14 protein-coding genes and 1 tRNA gene are annotated in these 14,451 nt (G+C 55.4%); 5 read left to right on the forward strand and 10 right to left on the reverse strand.

Annotated elements, in window-relative coordinates; genetic code table 11:
- Positions 1 to 43: 43 nt before the first annotated feature.
- From ABLN87_RS12910 to rpmH, 9 genes are all read right to left on the reverse strand, one after another.
- Positions 44 to 412 (reverse strand): DUF2946 domain-containing protein, encoded by a 369-nt coding sequence (locus ABLN87_RS12910; protein WP_353010802.1) that lies wholly within the window; start codon positions 410 to 412, stop codon positions 44 to 46.
- Positions 409 to 1,062, reverse strand: a complete 654-nt coding sequence (gene yihA, locus ABLN87_RS12915; RefSeq protein ID WP_353010804.1) for a ribosome biogenesis GTP-binding protein YihA/YsxC — start codon at positions 1,060 to 1,062, stop codon at positions 409 to 411. Before yihA ends, ABLN87_RS12910 begins: the two co-directional genes overlap by 4 nt.
- Positions 1,059 to 1,796: an MOSC domain-containing protein gene (locus ABLN87_RS12920; RefSeq protein ID WP_353010806.1), complete on the reverse strand. Its 738-nt coding sequence runs from the start codon at positions 1,794 to 1,796 to the stop codon at positions 1,059 to 1,061. Before ABLN87_RS12920 ends, yihA begins: the two co-directional genes overlap by 4 nt.
- The gene (yidC, locus tag ABLN87_RS12925; protein ID WP_353010808.1) at positions 1,793 to 3,622 is read right to left on the reverse strand and encodes a membrane protein insertase YidC; all 1,830 of its coding nucleotides are present in this window, start codon (positions 3,620 to 3,622) and stop codon (positions 1,793 to 1,795) included. The genes ABLN87_RS12920 and yidC overlap by 4 nt, the downstream gene beginning before the upstream one ends.
- Before the next feature lie 111 nt (positions 3,623 to 3,733).
- Entirely contained in the window at positions 3,734 to 5,287 is a 1,554-nt protein-coding gene (locus tag ABLN87_RS12930; protein ID WP_353010810.1) for a putative bifunctional diguanylate cyclase/phosphodiesterase, read from the reverse strand.
- Between the two features lie 64 nt (positions 5,288 to 5,351).
- The gene (gene ttcA / locus ABLN87_RS12935; protein WP_353010812.1) at positions 5,352 to 6,245 is read right to left on the reverse strand and encodes a tRNA 2-thiocytidine(32) synthetase TtcA; all 894 of its coding nucleotides are present in this window, start codon (positions 6,243 to 6,245) and stop codon (positions 5,352 to 5,354) included.
- Between the two features lie 57 nt (positions 6,246 to 6,302).
- Complete coding sequence (gene yidD, locus ABLN87_RS12940; protein ID WP_353010813.1) at positions 6,303 to 6,548, reverse strand: membrane protein insertion efficiency factor YidD; 246 nt, start codon at positions 6,546 to 6,548, stop codon at positions 6,303 to 6,305.
- Entirely contained in the window at positions 6,545 to 6,970 is a 426-nt protein-coding gene (rnpA, locus tag ABLN87_RS12945; RefSeq protein WP_353010815.1) for a ribonuclease P protein component, read from the reverse strand. The genes yidD and rnpA overlap by 4 nt, the downstream gene beginning before the upstream one ends.
- Before the next feature lie 26 nt (positions 6,971 to 6,996).
- On the reverse strand, positions 6,997 to 7,131 hold the full coding sequence (gene rpmH / locus ABLN87_RS12950) for a 50S ribosomal protein L34 (RefSeq protein ID WP_005980833.1): 135 nt from the start codon (positions 7,129 to 7,131) through the stop codon (positions 6,997 to 6,999).
- A gap of 295 nt (positions 7,132 to 7,426) precedes the next feature.
- Between rpmH and ABLN87_RS12955 the strand changes: the two genes are divergently transcribed.
- From ABLN87_RS12955 to ABLN87_RS12975, 5 genes are all read left to right on the forward strand, one after another.
- Complete coding sequence (locus ABLN87_RS12955) at positions 7,427 to 8,158, forward strand: TVP38/TMEM64 family protein (protein ID WP_353011071.1); 732 nt, start codon at positions 7,427 to 7,429, stop codon at positions 8,156 to 8,158.
- A gap of 4 nt (positions 8,159 to 8,162) precedes the next feature.
- The gene (locus tag ABLN87_RS12960) at positions 8,163 to 9,581 is read left to right on the forward strand and encodes a dihydrolipoyl dehydrogenase family protein (RefSeq protein WP_353010817.1); all 1,419 of its coding nucleotides are present in this window, start codon (positions 8,163 to 8,165) and stop codon (positions 9,579 to 9,581) included.
- Between the two features lie 67 nt (positions 9,582 to 9,648).
- Positions 9,649 to 10,983, forward strand: coding sequence for an ATP-binding protein (locus ABLN87_RS12965; protein ID WP_417750399.1), 1,335 nt, complete (start codon positions 9,649 to 9,651; stop codon positions 10,981 to 10,983).
- A gap of 64 nt (positions 10,984 to 11,047) precedes the next feature.
- A tRNA-Arg gene (locus tag ABLN87_RS12970) sits at positions 11,048 to 11,124 on the forward strand.
- Positions 11,125 to 11,556: 432 nt separating this feature from the next.
- Positions 11,557 to 12,591 carry a winged helix-turn-helix domain-containing protein gene (locus ABLN87_RS12975; RefSeq protein ID WP_353010821.1) on the forward strand — a complete coding sequence of 345 codons (1,035 nt, stop codon included), beginning with the start codon at positions 11,557 to 11,559 and terminating at the stop codon, positions 12,589 to 12,591.
- Here ABLN87_RS12975 and ABLN87_RS12980 read toward each other — a convergent pair.
- Positions 12,578 to 14,449, reverse strand: coding sequence for a hypothetical protein (locus tag ABLN87_RS12980; RefSeq protein WP_353010823.1), 1,872 nt, complete (start codon positions 14,447 to 14,449; stop codon positions 12,578 to 12,580). The genes ABLN87_RS12975 and ABLN87_RS12980 overlap by 14 nt on opposite strands.
- Between the last annotated feature and the right edge of the window lie 2 nt (positions 14,450 to 14,451).

The raw sequence follows: 14,451 nt of genomic DNA on the forward strand, positions 1-14,451 counted from the left end.
TGCCCCGCACGCGTGGCACGCAGGGTGAAAAGTGGTTGCTGTTTCAGGAGACTTGAGGTGGCCCGCGGGCGTCGTAGCGCGTGTAGAAACCAGCGCTGCGATGGGTGAAGTCCGAATGGTCCCAGCGAGGCTGAATATGAAGATCCGCCGGAATGATCACAGAGTAACTGGGTATGTTTGCGTCAGCTGTCAGCCCTGCAAAAGGGCACATGATGCGCGTGTCGCCATCGTCGTGAACTGGTTCATCCGCGTCTAGGTCGACCCATTGTTCAACTGTGCCTTCTCCGGTGCAGAGCACCAGCAGTATCTTGCCGTTATTGTCCTGCGCTGGCATCCAACCCTGAGGGATTGCACCGGTCGTCAGCAGTGCAAGCAGGGTCAGAGCGCCTATGGCACGCAGGATCAGGGTCATTCGAGATGTGCAATTATAGAGCGGAGTGTTGGGACACCGTCACCCTTCTCGGACGAGGTCAGCACAATCTCGGGGTAGGCTGCTGGATGTTTGGACAGGGCCGTGCGGACCTGATCCAGCACCTTTTCCCGATCTTGTGCTTTGACCTTATCGGCCTTGGTCATCACGCATTGAAAAGTCACCGCGCTCGTATCCAGCAGCTTCATGATCTCATCGTCGACGGCTTTTACGCCGTGGCGTGAATCGATCAGCACAAAGGCCCGTCGCAGGGTTTGCCGCCCGCTTAGGTATTGTTTGAGCAGTCGCTGCCATTTCTCAACCACCTTAACCGGAGCGTTTGCGTAGCCATAGCCGGGAAGGTCTACCAGATACAGCTCGGGGCCCTGGGTGAAAAAGTTGATCTCTTGCGTGCGGCCGGGGGTGTTTGAGGCGCGTGCCAGACCCTTGGTCCCGGTCAGCGCGTTGATCAGGCTGGATTTGCCGACGTTGGACCGCCCGGCAAAACAGACCTCAAGCCTGTCAGGGGCAGGCAGGCCGTTCATGGCCACGACGCCTTTGACGAATTCCGACGGTCCTGCAAACAGCTTGCGCCCGCGCTCCAGCGAAATTTCATCTGGGTCTTCGGTTAGGGGAAAGGGCAGGACGGTCATAGCACCTGAACCTTGTCATCCAGGCTGATCCTGCCGCCTTTGATCACCTCGGCATAGACGCCGAAATCCTGATGATCCCAGCTGTTTAATGCGCCCAGCGTGTCTGCATCCCGCACACCGGTTTCAGGATTGGCTGTGGTGGCCATGCAACGCACGATCCGCTCGCGCACATGCAGCACGGCCTCGCCAATCTGAACCTTCTTGCCCAGCCACTCGAATTCTTCCCACAGAGGCAGACCATCGAACCAGATATTGCCGCGCCAGCGTGCGATCGACAAATCCTGCCCCAGCTTCTGCGCAACCGCGCGGTGCGAAGCCATGTTGCACAGGCTGATTGAGGGGTAGTCACTGTCCGTCATGCCGCGACCGGGAACACGAATGATCCGCGCCGAGGCGGCTCGGTCAGCAGGCATCAAAGGCTTCACCCAGTCCAGAAACACCTCCTGTTCATTCTCCGGATCAAAGCGCAGATCGGGCCTGTCGGGATGGCTGAGGGTAAGTGTTTCCCCTTCAAGCTCAGCCGATATCGCCATCAGGCCGGGCGCTTTCGACCCACGGCTGAAATTGGCGCAGGGCACCCATTTTGATCCATCAGCCTTTGAGGCTTCATGTGCGACCGCCCAGACGCGATCCCCGGGCATGGTCTGCCCGGGGGTCAATGTCACTTCAGTCAGGCTCTCCCGCCCATGGCTTTTGATGGGATGCCGCCATATGCAGCTTACCGTGCCGCTCATTTGTCATCCGTCTTAGGTGTGCGCTTGAAGCCCGATTTAATATTGCCGAACACATCCGGCGTATATCCCTGGCTGCGCATGATCAGATATTGCTGCGTGAATGTGATGGTGTTGTTCGCAATCCAGTAGACGACCAGACCGCTGGCAAACCCGCCCAGCATGAACATGAAGACCCAAGGCATCCAGGCAAAGATCATCGCTTGGGTCGGGTCGGTTGGGGCCGGGTTCAATTTCTGCTGCATCCACATCGAGATACCCAACAGCAAGGGCAGGATGCCGATGAAGACCAGTGCCATCAGGCTTTCGGGCGCAGGTGCGGCCCAAGGCAGCAGACCAAAGAAGTTGAAGATCGAGGTCGGATCAGGCGCGCTGAGGTCTTGGAACGGGCCGAACCAGGGGGCCTGCCGCAGTTCGATGGTGACAAAGATCACCTTGTAGAGCGAGAAGAAGATAGGGATCTGCATAAGGATCGGCAGACAGCCCGCAGCCGGGTTCACCTTTTCCTTCTTGTACAGCTCCATCATGCCCTGCTGCATCTTCTGACGGTCATCGCCAGCGGCTTCTTTCAGGGCCTCCATCTGCGGCTGCAATTCCTTCATCTTCGCCATCGAGATGTAGGATTTGAACGCCAGCGGGAACAGAATGGCCTTGATGATCAGCGTCAGACCGATGATCGACCAGCCCATATTGCCGATCAAGGCATGGATATTGTGAAGCAGCCAGAAAATCGGCTTGGTCAGGAACGAGAACCAGCCCCAATCAATGCTCTCAAGGAATTTCTGAACGCCCGCAGTTTGATATTCGCGAATGGTTTCCCACTCTTTCGCTCCTGCAAACAGCTGCGTCGTAGCCTCTTCAGTGGTCCCCGGAGCAACGGTGATCGTGGGCAATACCGTCTCGGTCTGATAGATTTTGCGGCGCGCGTCGTATTTTGCCGCGGCCTTGAAAGTCGCATCTTTTTCTGGGATCAGGGTCGTCATCCAATAGTGGTCTGTGAAACCAACCCAGCCGCCGTCTTTGATTTGATACACCTCCGCCTGTGCGCGTTCGTTCGGATCGATGTCGAAATCGCGGACTTTCTTGTAGGCAACTTCGTCTAGAACACCGTCTGCCATGACCATCACGCCTTCATGCAGGATGAAGAAGTTTTTCAAGCCAGGCAGATCGCCATCCTCGCCAATGCCGTGGCGGGCCAGAATGCCATAGGGGGCCATGCTGACCTCGGACGCGGTGGCGTTTTCGACGGATTGGGTCACCGAGAACATGTAGTTGTCATCAACCGAGATGGTGCGGCGAAAGGTTAGCCCGTTACCGTTCTCCCACGCCAGCGTTACGGGGCTGTCCGGGCTCAGGGTTTCACCCTTTTCGAGTACCCACAACGTGTTGGGGCCGGGGACGTCTTCGCCCGAAACGCCCGTGCCCGGCGCCCAGCCATACAGCGCGTAGTAGGCAGAATTTGATCCAACCGGCGACAGCAGTTCGACAATCGGTGCGTCTTCTTCAATCGAGACCTTGTAATCTTTCAGGAACAGCTCATCGATACGTCCGCCCGACAGTGAAAGGCTGCCTTTTAGGCGGGGCGTATCGATGTCTACGCGCGGGGCCTGTTCTTCGGGTAGCGTGTCTTCGGCGGCGGCGGTTGCTTCACCTACGGTGCCACTTGCAGTGGCGCTGGGCGTTTGAATCTCGGCCTCATCTATTGCCGCGATCTCGGCATCCTCTGCCACTGTGCTGGGCTCCGGCGGGGGGAACAGCACGAACCAGACCAGGATCACCAGAAAGCTGAGCGCGGTTGCGAGGATGAGATTCTTATTCTGATCGTCCATCTGGGACAGCCACCTTGAGCAGTGAAAGACACCCGCAGGGTTCAACAGAGTGCAGACCCAAAGGTCAAGCGGAATCGGCTGTCAATTCGTCACGGATCACCCATATAGGGCCTAAAATCCTCCTTGTGATCCCGTTTGCCGCCCGATCTTCGGAACGCCGTTGACCTTGTTGCGATGCGCGGCAATCCAATCCAGTGTTTTTTCAAAGGGCATGGGTTTTCCGATGCCGAAGCCTTGGACGTGATTGCAACCAAGCTGTGCCATCAAGGCGTGCTCCCCCGGGGTTTCCACACCTTCGGCCAGGGTTTCAACCTTGAGACGCTCCGCCATGGTCAGGATCGCACTTGCAAGCTGCTGCTGGCTTGGGTCCTGATCGGATTTGGCGACAAAGGATCTGTCGATCTTGATCCGGGAGACCTGGAACCGTTTTATCGACGCGATTGAGGCATGTCCGGTGCCAAAATCGTCCAGATCAATACAGCATCCAAGCGCGACCATGCTGGTGACATTCCGCGTGATTACGTCATCGGGTCTGCGGGAAAAAACAGTTTCCAGAATTTCAACAGCCAGCCTGTCCGGGGTGAGGTCGAATTGATCCATCTCCCATTTCAGGCGGTCGATCAGACCGGGGTCTCGCAGCTCATCTGAAGAGAAATTAATGCCGATCCGCGGCACGACAACTCCGGCCCGATCCCAGTCACGCATGGCTTTGAACGCATGATGGCGGATGGTCTGTCCGAACCGTTCCATCATCTCGGCCTGTTCCGCAAAGGGCAGAAACACATGCGGGCCCAATACGCCTTTTTGCGGATGCTCCCATCTTGCCAGCGCTTCAAACCCCGTGACCTTGCCGGTATCGGTAGAGATTTGAGGCTGAAACCACGGGCGGATTTCGCCGCTGTTCAGCGCGGCCTCGAATTCTTTCTTTAGATTAGTGCGAATGCGGGACCGGCGGCGTGTATCCGACGAATAGGCGCGAATCGTGGATGGGCCATTCTGTTGCGCCTCAATCAAGGCGTTGTTGGCGGCATCCTTCCACATTTCCGGGGTCCCGTCAAGTTCGCCTGAACTGAGGCAGAACCCTATGGAGCACGAGAGATAGATGCCGGTGCCGTTCAGCGGTATCGGATCTTCGATGGCTGACTGAATGCGCCCCGCCATTTGTATACAGGCCTCAAGATCCAGGTGCTGCGCCGGGCGCAGGGCAATCAGAATCCTGTTGCCTGCCATCCGGGTTACAAAGTCCTGGCTGCGAATGACCGAGAGAATGCGATTGCAGACCTGCTGCGATATCAGGTTCATCGCCGCCTGACCGTGCAGATCAAGAAGTTGGGTGTAATCGTCGATCGCAATGGCAATACAAGCGGACATTTCCCCGCTTTGTTTTGAACCGTGAAAGACCGCCTCCAACTCTGCGTCGAAGCGGTCGTTGGTGAGAAGACCACCTGCTTGGTCAGCCCCAAACGTCCCACCAGCCTTTGACCCAAACCGGCCGGCTGCCGCGGCGATCAAAGGCAGGCCCAAAGCGGCGGCGACAAGCGCACGCTCACCCCCGATCCAGAACGCACCAAGGCTGAGTGCGGGAATGAAGACGAGGGCAGATGAGGAGTTCAGCAGCGACGCGAGGCTACGCGACAGACGGTCAAAAGAAGGTAGGTTCCGCATCGGTTTCCAGGCCCTGAGAGATGATCACAGGCCCCGACCGTATGAAACCAATCTGAGTCAGCCGTTAACACAGATGCGGAATTTCACCTAAATCTTCGGGTTTTTTGTCCGAATCCAAAGAAAGCCCTGCAAAATCGAACAGTTTGGGGTCCAGCAAGTGCGACGGTCGGGCATTGGTCAGGGCGCGGAACATGACCTGCCGTCGACCGGGACTGTTCTTTTCCCATTGGTCCAGAATCTGTTTGACCTGCTGGCGCTGCAACCCGTCCTGACTGCCGCACAGATCGCAGGGGATGATCGGGTAGCGCATTGCATTGGCAAATTTCTCGCAATCCGCTTCGGCCACATGGGCCAGTGGGCGAAAGACGAACAAATCACCCTCTTCATTGATCAGCTTGGGCGGCATCGTGGCCAGACGACCGCCATGGAACAGGTTCATGAAGAAGGTTTCCAAAATATCGTCACGGTGATGGCCCAGCACAACGGCTGAACACCCTTCTTCGCGTGCGATACGATACAGGTTGCCGCGACGCAGGCGAGAACACAGCGCGCAATATGTACGGCCTTGAGGGACTTTGTCGACTACGATCGAATAGGTATCCTGATACTCGATCCGGTGGGGTACATCCATGCGTTCCAAAAATTCGGGCAGGACGGTGGCGGGAAAACCGGGTTGCCCCTGATCCAGATTGCAGGCCAGCAGATCGACGGGCAGCAGGCCGCGCCATTTCAACTCATAAAGAACGGCGAGCAGGGTGTAGCTGTCCTTGCCCCCGGACAGGCAGACCAGCCACCGGGGCGGCTTGCCATCTTTGTCATGGGCGGTGGGGTCCACCATTCCGTAGTGTTCGATGGCTTCACGGGTCTGGCGCACAATACGCTTGCGTAGTTTCTTGAACTCGGTGGTCGAGGGCGCGCCAGCGAAAAGCGGGTGGATATCATCTGCTTCGTCAAACATGGGCCTGCCCTAAAGAGTTTGAGGCACCCCGGCAAGATAAATGCCAGGTTTTAGGCATCAGGTTTTGTCTTTAAACGTCTGGCACTCCGGAACCGGATCGTACCCGTCGCCGCCCCAGGGATGGCACCGTCCGATTCTGCGCGCGGCCAGCCATGCTCCCTTTATGGCCCCGTGCTTTTTCAGCGCTTCCAGCGCATAGGCGGAACAGGTGGGTTGATAGCGGCAGTTGAAGCCAACCCAGGGGCTAAAGATCAGCCGGTAGGCTCGAACGGGCAGGGCGACGATATGTGCCAGAAAGGTCATTTGCCCATGCCATGGATTTTGCGCAGCGCGTATCTCAGATCGTTCAGCAGAGAGTCATAATGGCAGGCCCCGGTGATCTCGGCGCGTCCGATCAACACATAATCCCATCCGCCTTGACCTTGGGTGGGCAGGATGGCGCGCGCCGCTTCGCGCAAGCGCCGTTTTGCGCGGTTGCGGGCGACCGCGTTGCCAACTTTCTTGGAACAGGTGAAGCCGACCCGTATTCCGGACGCTTCGTCCGGCGCGCGCTTGCGAGCCTGCACCATCATCGACGATGTGCTTTGCCTGCGCGCGCGCGCGGCTCTCAGGAAATCAGGCCGGTTCTTAAGTACAGTCAAAGATACTGGCGCGCAAACAGAAGCCGCCGGGGGCTTTTCCCGGGGGTGGTTCTTACCAACCTCAGGGGCCTCCGGCGGCGTCATGTTCAGTACCTGACAGGTCGAGCGGTTTACGCGCTCAGCGACTTGCGGCCACGTGCGCGGCGCGCGTTCAGGATTTTACGGCCGGCCTTGGTGGCCATGCGCGCGCGGAAACCGTGGCGGCGTTTGCGAACCAGGTTCGAAGGCTGATAGGTGCGTTTCATCGCTCCGTCTCCAATCTATAGCGGTGGGTGCGGCGCGGATTCGCCTGGCCCTAGTGTTCGAAGCCCGTCCTCTACTGCTAAGCGGGGGGTAAGTCAAACCCCAAGACGGGGGTTTTGACGCCTTTTGCAACAATTCTGTAGTCGGGTCGTCGAAAAGGTTTCAGATTCCGGGTTTTGCGCCCGAAACCCTCACATTCCCTGCCACATAGTTCAAGGCCGCGTGAGGGACCTGTCGTTTGGCGGTCGGGCAACGCATGTTGGGGTCAGAATGAAACAGATCAAGCCGGACGAGCCTATGAGTGAAACGACCCAGCCACCGCGCAGCGGCGTTGCGCGCCATATCCCATTGCTGGTGATCCTTGCGGTCGCAGCGCTCGGGTTCTTCACGCTTGGCGATTACCTCAGCTTCGAAACCCTGCGCGACAATCGTGAGGCGCTGTTGGCTTGGCGAGACGCAAATTACTGGGCCATGGCGGCTGGCTTTGTCGCCATCTACATTGTGATTGTGGCCTTTTCCTTGCCTGGCGCGGCTGTCGCCTCGATGACTGGTGGCTTCCTGTTTGGCTTGTTCGCGGGAACGGTTTTCAACGTTTTCGCGGCGACGATTGGCGCATCGGCGATTTTCCTGGCTGCCCGTTGGGGTTTGGGTGAATCGTTGACCGCGCGGCTTGAATCTTCGGAAGGCACGGTCAAAAAGCTGAAAGACGGGCTGCGCGAGAACGAGATTTCTGTGCTGTTCCTCTTGCGGCTAGTTCCGGTGGTACCTTTCTTTGTCGCCAATCTGGTGCCTGCACTGGTCGGTGTGAAGTTCCGTAACTTCCTGATCACCACAGCGCTGGGGATTATTCCGGGTGGGATCGTGTACACGTGGATCGGCGTCGGGCTGGGCGGTGTGTTCGATCGGGGTGAAACGCCTGATGTATCCCTTTTGTGGGAACCGTTTGTGATCGGCCCGATCATCGGTCTTTGTGTGCTGGCCGCGTTGCCGATTGTGATCAAAGCCCTGCGCGGCAAAAAGGACACCTGAACGCATGAAGAAAGTGAAGACGGATATCCTGGTGATCGGAGCCGGATCGGGCGGATTGTCAGTTGCCGCAGGAGCCGCACAGATGGGGGCCGACGTGATCCTGCTGGAAGGCCACAAGATGGGCGGTGACTGCCTGAACTTTGGCTGCGTCCCGTCAAAGGCGCTGATCGCAAGTGGTAAAGCGGCTTACGCGCAGGGGCACGCCACGTCGTTTGGAGTGGCGAATGTTGTGCCTCAGGTCGACTATGGTGCAGCGAAAGATCATGTTCATGATGTGATCGCTCAGATCGAGCCGATGGACAGTCAGGAGCGGTTCGAGGGCTTTGGTGTGACAGTCATCCGAGAGTTTGGCACCTTCTTGTCGCCAACCGAGGTGCAGGCCGGGGACACCGTGATCACCGCGCGCCGTGTTGTGATTGCGACCGGGTCATCTCCGTTGGTCCCTCCGATCCCCGGTTTGGAAAATGTGCCGTATTATACCAACGAGACCGTTTTCGATCTGCGCGACAAACCGGACCATCTGCTGATCATCGGTGGAGGGCCTATCGGCATGGAAATGGCGCAAGCGCATATCCGGTTGGGCTGCAAAGTTACAGTGATCGAAGGCATGAAGGCGCTGGGCAAGGATGACCCCGAGGCTGCGGCCGTGGTTGTGGACAACCTGAGGGCGGAAGGCGTCGACGTCCGCGAGCAAGCCATGGTCGCTCAGATACGTGGTGAGGACGGTAAGATCGAAGTTGTGACCGAGAACGGCGATATCATGTCAGGCACCCATCTGTTGATGGCCGCCGGGCGCAAGGCGAATGTGGATCGTCTGAACCTTGAGGCTGCTGGTATCGACCGCACCCGCACCGGTATCAAGGTTGACGACGCATTGCGTACGACCAACCGCAAGGTTTACGCGATTGGTGACGTCGCAGGTGGGCTGCAATTTACTCATGTCGCAGGGTATCATGCTGGCATCATCATTCGCTCAGCGCTGTTTGGGCTGCCCTCGAAAGCCAAAACGGCGCATATCCCATGGGCAACTTACACCGACCCAGAATTGGCGCAGGTCGGATTGACAGAGGCGCAAGCCCGCGAACAACATGGTGAGGCGATGGGAATCGCCCGGTTTGACTATCACCACAATGACCGCGCGATTTCTGAACGCAAGACAAAGGGTTTCATCAAGGTGATGGTCGTCAAAGGCCGCCCGGTTGGCGCAACAATCGTGGGACATCAGGCCGGAGAGTTGATCAACTTGTGGTCTCTGGCGCTGGCAAATAACCTCAAGATGGGTCAGATCGCCGCGATGGTTTCGCCTTATCCGACGATCGGAGAGCTTAACAAACGCGTCGCGGGTGCTTATTTCTCGCCGAGGCTGTTTGAGAATCAGACAGTTAAACGTGTGGTCAGGTTCGTCCAGCGCTGGATTCCCTGACCCAAAGAAGGAGCGTCAATTGAACTCGCTGTCGGGCCGTTTCCTGATCTTGACGACGGTCTTCGTGATGCTGGCCGAAATCCTGATCTTTGTCCCGTCAATCGCGCGCTTCAGGGAAGACTTTCTGCTAAACCGGCTGGAGCGCGCGCAGATCGCATCTCTGGCGCTGTTGGCAGATGACATGCTGGCCGATGAGCTTGAGGCCGAACTGCTGGAAAACGCGGGCGTCTATAATGTCGTACTCAGACGTGATGAGGTGCGTCAGTTGATGCTGTCCTCACCCATCCCTGAACAGATCACCAATACTTACGATCTGCGGGATGCAGGCCCCTGGATTCTGATCCGTGACGCGATGACCCGGATATTCACCGTCGAAAACGAAGTTATCCGTGTCATCGGCGAACCTGTCAAACGGGCTGGTTTGTTGATCGAAGTGACCATGGAAAGCGCACCCTTGCGGATGGCGATGGTGGACTATGGTCTTCGAATCCTTGGCCTGTCATTTGTGATCTCGATCATAACGGCGTCGCTGCTGTTTCTCGCAGTGCGTGTTGTTCTTGTTCGTCCGATCAAAAGTGTTGTCGGCTATATGCAGCGCTATGCCAGCGCGCCCGAAGATGCGCGTGGTATCATCTCGCCAAGTTCGAAGGTGACCGAACTGCGCGAAGCGGAAGAAGCCTTGCAGATGTTGCAAACGGACCTGACACAGGCGTTGAAACAGCGCGAGCGATTGGCACAATTGGGTGGTGCCGTGGCCAAGGTCAGCCACGATTTGCGGAATATCCTGACGTCGGCGCAGCTTTTTACGGACCGGATCGAGGCGAGCGATGATCCGTTGGTCAAACGCATGGCGCCGAAGCTGGTCAACTCGATCACCCGAGCGGTTTCCCTGTGCGAAAGCACACTTGCCTTTGGCCGTGCAGAAGAACCTGCACCGACACTGAATATGGTAAAGGTTCGCGACATTGCTGCGGACGTGGCTGCAAGCGAACAATTAGCGGTGGCCGACGCCTGCGTTGAGATTGCGAACGAAGTACCTGACGATCTGGTCGCAAGTGCCGACCCAGAGCAATTGTACCGAGTCATCATGAACCTTGTCCGCAATGCGCGGCAGGCGCTGGTTGCCTCTGGAAAACCGGGTCGGATCGTCATCGTGGGGCGCGAGCTGGAGAGCACCTGGTGCATCGAAGTCAGCGATTCAGGCCCCGGGCTGCCACCCAAAGCGCGTGAAAACCTGTTCACCCCGTTTGAGGGTGGTGTGCGCAAGGGCGGATCTGGCCTAGGTCTTGCAATTTCGCAGGAACTGGTGCGCGGCCATGGCGGGGATCTGGTGCTGAAAGACACCGGACCCGATGGAACAACCTTTGAAATAAGGTTGCCGCGTGGAGACGAGACTTTTTGAGGATTTTTTACAGAATCGACTTGCACGTCCACCGCCCCGGGTCTACATAGCGCCTCACCAACGCGGACCGATAGCTCAGCTGGATAGAGTACTTGACTACGAATCAAGGGGTCGGGGGTTCGAATCCTCCTCGGTCCGCCACTTTGGTTTTATAAAACACCAGAGATGTTTGACTTTTCCGTCACAACATTGACCCAAGTGCCTGTTGAACCCAACTAGGCACAGATCAGTCGCTTCATCTCAGCGGCTGTTACGGCGATGAGATTTGTGTGGTGGAGCAGGTCTAAAAACTCAATTTAGACAAAGCGGTCAATGGGGTAGCGTACCTTTCGTAGCGCTCAATAAGTCTAGGTGTTTCTATATCGTGCGCGGCGCGATTGTTGTGTTCGACTATTGCTAGAACCGTTGCTTCCGGCACATGTTCGCCAGACGACCGAGTACGCTGTGGCTTGGTCGGTAATCAAAATGCCTAAGCTGATGCCCCATTTTGACCGTCAGTGAATTCGCGCGGGTTGCGCGCTCTCGGTCAAGAGGTTGAAATAAAATAAAAAATTAGCAATCCGGAGGCTGTCTTTGAAGGGTAGCCAACAAAGTCCCTTCGTCATACAATCAAACGATAGGCCTCACGTATTCCACCGTGAAGAATCAACAAATAAATCTACTGCTCAACGAAGGTTTGCCCGCAAATTCCTAACCGCCATGAACTCCTATCTTCAAATCGCCGAAGCGGTCCTTAGAAAAACTAACCAACCTCTATCGGCTCCCGAGATATTGGAGGCCGCCTACCGGCTGCAGCTAGTTCCAGAACACCTATTTGGAAAGACGCAGCATAAAACCCTGCAAGCTCGCCTGTCGGAAGATTTACTGCGAAATCGGGGTCGTACGAGTTTTGCCAGAGTTGCACCCGGCAGGTTTATTCTCAGGTCGCGTTTAAGCGCCGAAGACCAGTCATCAGAAGAGTTCATTGCACCTCTAAGGGCATATCAACTCAAGAAGTTCGACGTCATATGTGCAGAAAGAGAAGAGCTGGAAAACCTTTGGAAAGACAACGAAAGCTTTGTTCCCCTGACGTCGGTGTTAGCAGCGTTCTCGAAGCAGATTCCATTGGTCGAAGCAGAGAAGTCTTTGCAATTGGTTCACCTCCGGCTCTTGGTGTCAATCAAGAGCCTTGGCCGGGTTTTGACCTTAAACTCGCAACGTGATCCTAGTTACGGCCAAGGAAGGTCGTTCGGCTTCCTTGGCTACCTTAAAGGCATTGATATCGACCTGTTCTCTAGAGATCACTTAGGCTTGAAAGAGGCGTCATTCCGCACACTCCAAGAGCAGACAGGTTTGCCACGCCAGATCGTAGAACAGATTACCAATACAATTCAACTTGATGCAATCAGTTGCTTGCGCCTCTTGGACATCTCAGAAGCACAAAATTCGGTTGTGGTGCTGACCTCATTCGAGTGTGATAAGCCTGAAGAATTTGCATCACATATACCTGCTCACAGAAACCCGAGATGGGTTCGGTTGCCAAGTGAAATCAATGATTTAGATGCGTTAGAACCCCTGTCCAAAAAGATATTCGCAAGCGAAAGAGCTTTTGCTTCTATGAGTTCTTAGCAAGGTCAATTACCTGTCTTAAAGGAAGTCGTTTCACGAGTTCCGCGAGCGTTTTCATGCCAGTTGCCCGCCATTGATCATCTGCTTTCGATGGGTCTGCCATATCTGACACTACTCGCAGCACTGACACAGGAACGCTAGACTTATGAGCGGCTGCGCAAACTCCACCAGCTTCCATTTCTACACCAAGAAGCTTATCAACAATTGCAACCATCTTGGCCCTGTGATCATCACTCGCTACGACCTCATCGACGCTAGCGATTTTTCCCTCTTTTAAAGAGGGAACACGACCGGCAGGCCAGTCAAAGTTCTTCCGGCAGTACTTTTCCCAATCGTCGATATCAAAATCCGCTGATTTCGCTACAGAGTATACCGTCTTGTTGCAATCGAAGTCTCGTCTTCTGAATTTGGAGTTCGCATTTCCATCATCATCATCCGATACTTTGCGGTTCGCTAGATCGACAACTGTATCGCAGCAAATTACCGTTCCCGGATCAATCTTGGCTTCAGAAAACCCCCCGGCAAGGCCGATACAAAAAACCATCTCCGGTTTAGTCTTAGATTTGCACAAATACTTAGTCATCTCGACCGCTGCCGCAACTCGGCCCATTTCGCGAGGGCAAAGCACATCGACCGTAATTTCGCCAATTGAACCGCTTGCACCGCCACTTGCATTGCGCTCAAAATTAAGCTGACGAAGCAAAACATCGAGCTCTTCTTCCAAGGCTACAAATATTGCTATCTTCAATTTTTTATCTCCAGTGGATCTGATGGGCGCGGTTGCAAAGGGATCGTTTGAACCTTCCGCTCGTCCAATTAGCCCGTGCTCAGCCGATAACGAAGTCGCAAGTTCAGCACAAGCATCTGCAATTTCAATGGATTCTAATTCAGTGGGATCACTCAATGCGCCGCTTCTTCTTGACGCAAGATCGTCCCACTTGAAGTTCGCCTTTTCGACTGAACGTCGAACATGGTAGGCTAAATCCCCATCACTGGGGAACAAGTTTGCTAGTTGTACATACGCATCGAATAGGTCAGTAAACCCTGTAGTTCGTCTCATTCGAGCTATGAATTCAGCGGACGTACTGAGGAACAGTTCCGTCCCACGGAAGGCCTCAAGGAACACTTTCAACCTACGGAAGCTGTACACCCTACGATCCGAAGGTAAGAAAAAAAGTTCTGGCATGTGAGGCACATCTGACAACAAAATCAACCTGAACTCGCTGCAATACTCTCTAAAGTACACATGTTGTAGCGCGTCCCTCATCTCCCTATGCATCGGTGTAGTTTCATCGATTAGATGAGGTAAGATGATCGACCAAGTCAGGGCTTTACCTTGATCTGCAAGAATTGCTGGCGTTTCTCTGAGATTGGCAATTGCCTCAATTGAAGCATTTTCTTTGATGCCTTTCCAAATTTTTGCGGTGGTATCAACTCCTCTTTCGAAGCCTGTGATTATGGCGGGTCCGATTTGCGCCTTTCGACCAACCAGCGCATCGCTGTATGAAGATAAAGACATAAGCCTGCTGTCGTCGAACAACCCAGAGTATCTACTCCTTGCGGGGGCATATTCACCGCGCTTTTTCTCGGCATAGTCTGCCAAACTCCGCTCACGAATAGGCAACTTCACCAGACCCGTGCGAAGGTAAGCCGACTGGCCCTCAAACAATTCAAACGCAATGTCATCTTCAAGCACAAATCCGGGAGGCGCGTAGCACGCATCTTCGCAAAGAATGGCAGCAGCGTTCAGAGGTTGGCGCAAGATCGCCGCATGATCAGGTCGCTTGAACACATCATAAACTCGAAAAATCTCGCGAGTATCACGGTTCAAGAAATGGAGAAAAATGTTCTTGCGCATTT

It is taken from the genome of Ruegeria sp. SCP10, assembly GCF_040329495.1.
Lineage (GTDB): Bacteria > Pseudomonadota > Alphaproteobacteria > Rhodobacterales > Rhodobacteraceae > Ruegeria.

Coding starts and splice junctions, on each gene's coding strand:
- ABLN87_RS12910 (WP_353010802.1), bottom strand. CDS start 412: ATGACCCTGATCCTGCGTGCCATAGGCGCTCTGACCCTGCTTGCACTG.
- yidD (WP_353010813.1), bottom strand. CDS start 6,548: ATGACCTTTCTGGCACATATCGTCGCCCTGCCCGTTCGAGCCTACCGG.
- ABLN87_RS12960 (WP_353010817.1), top strand. CDS start 8,163: ATGAAGAAAGTGAAGACGGATATCCTGGTGATCGGAGCCGGATCGGGC.
- ABLN87_RS12955 (WP_353011071.1), top strand. CDS start 7,427: ATGAGTGAAACGACCCAGCCACCGCGCAGCGGCGTTGCGCGCCATATC.
- ABLN87_RS12920 (WP_353010806.1), bottom strand. CDS start 1,796: ATGAGCGGCACGGTAAGCTGCATATGGCGGCATCCCATCAAAAGCCAT.
- ABLN87_RS12930 (WP_353010810.1), bottom strand. CDS start 5,287: ATGCGGAACCTACCTTCTTTTGACCGTCTGTCGCGTAGCCTCGCGTCG.
- yidC (WP_353010808.1), bottom strand. CDS start 3,622: ATGGACGATCAGAATAAGAATCTCATCCTCGCAACCGCGCTCAGCTTT.
- rpmH (WP_005980833.1), bottom strand. CDS start 7,131: ATGAAACGCACCTATCAGCCTTCGAACCTGGTTCGCAAACGCCGCCAC.
- ABLN87_RS12980 (WP_353010823.1), bottom strand. CDS start 14,449: ATGCGCAAGAACATTTTTCTCCATTTCTTGAACCGTGATACTCGCGAG.
- ttcA (WP_353010812.1), bottom strand. CDS start 6,245: ATGTTTGACGAAGCAGATGATATCCACCCGCTTTTCGCTGGCGCGCCC.
- ABLN87_RS12965 (WP_417750399.1), top strand. CDS start 9,649: ATGCTGGCCGAAATCCTGATCTTTGTCCCGTCAATCGCGCGCTTCAGG.
- rnpA (WP_353010815.1), bottom strand. CDS start 6,970: ATGACGCCGCCGGAGGCCCCTGAGGTTGGTAAGAACCACCCCCGGGAA.
- yihA (WP_353010804.1), bottom strand. CDS start 1,062: ATGACCGTCCTGCCCTTTCCCCTAACCGAAGACCCAGATGAAATTTCG.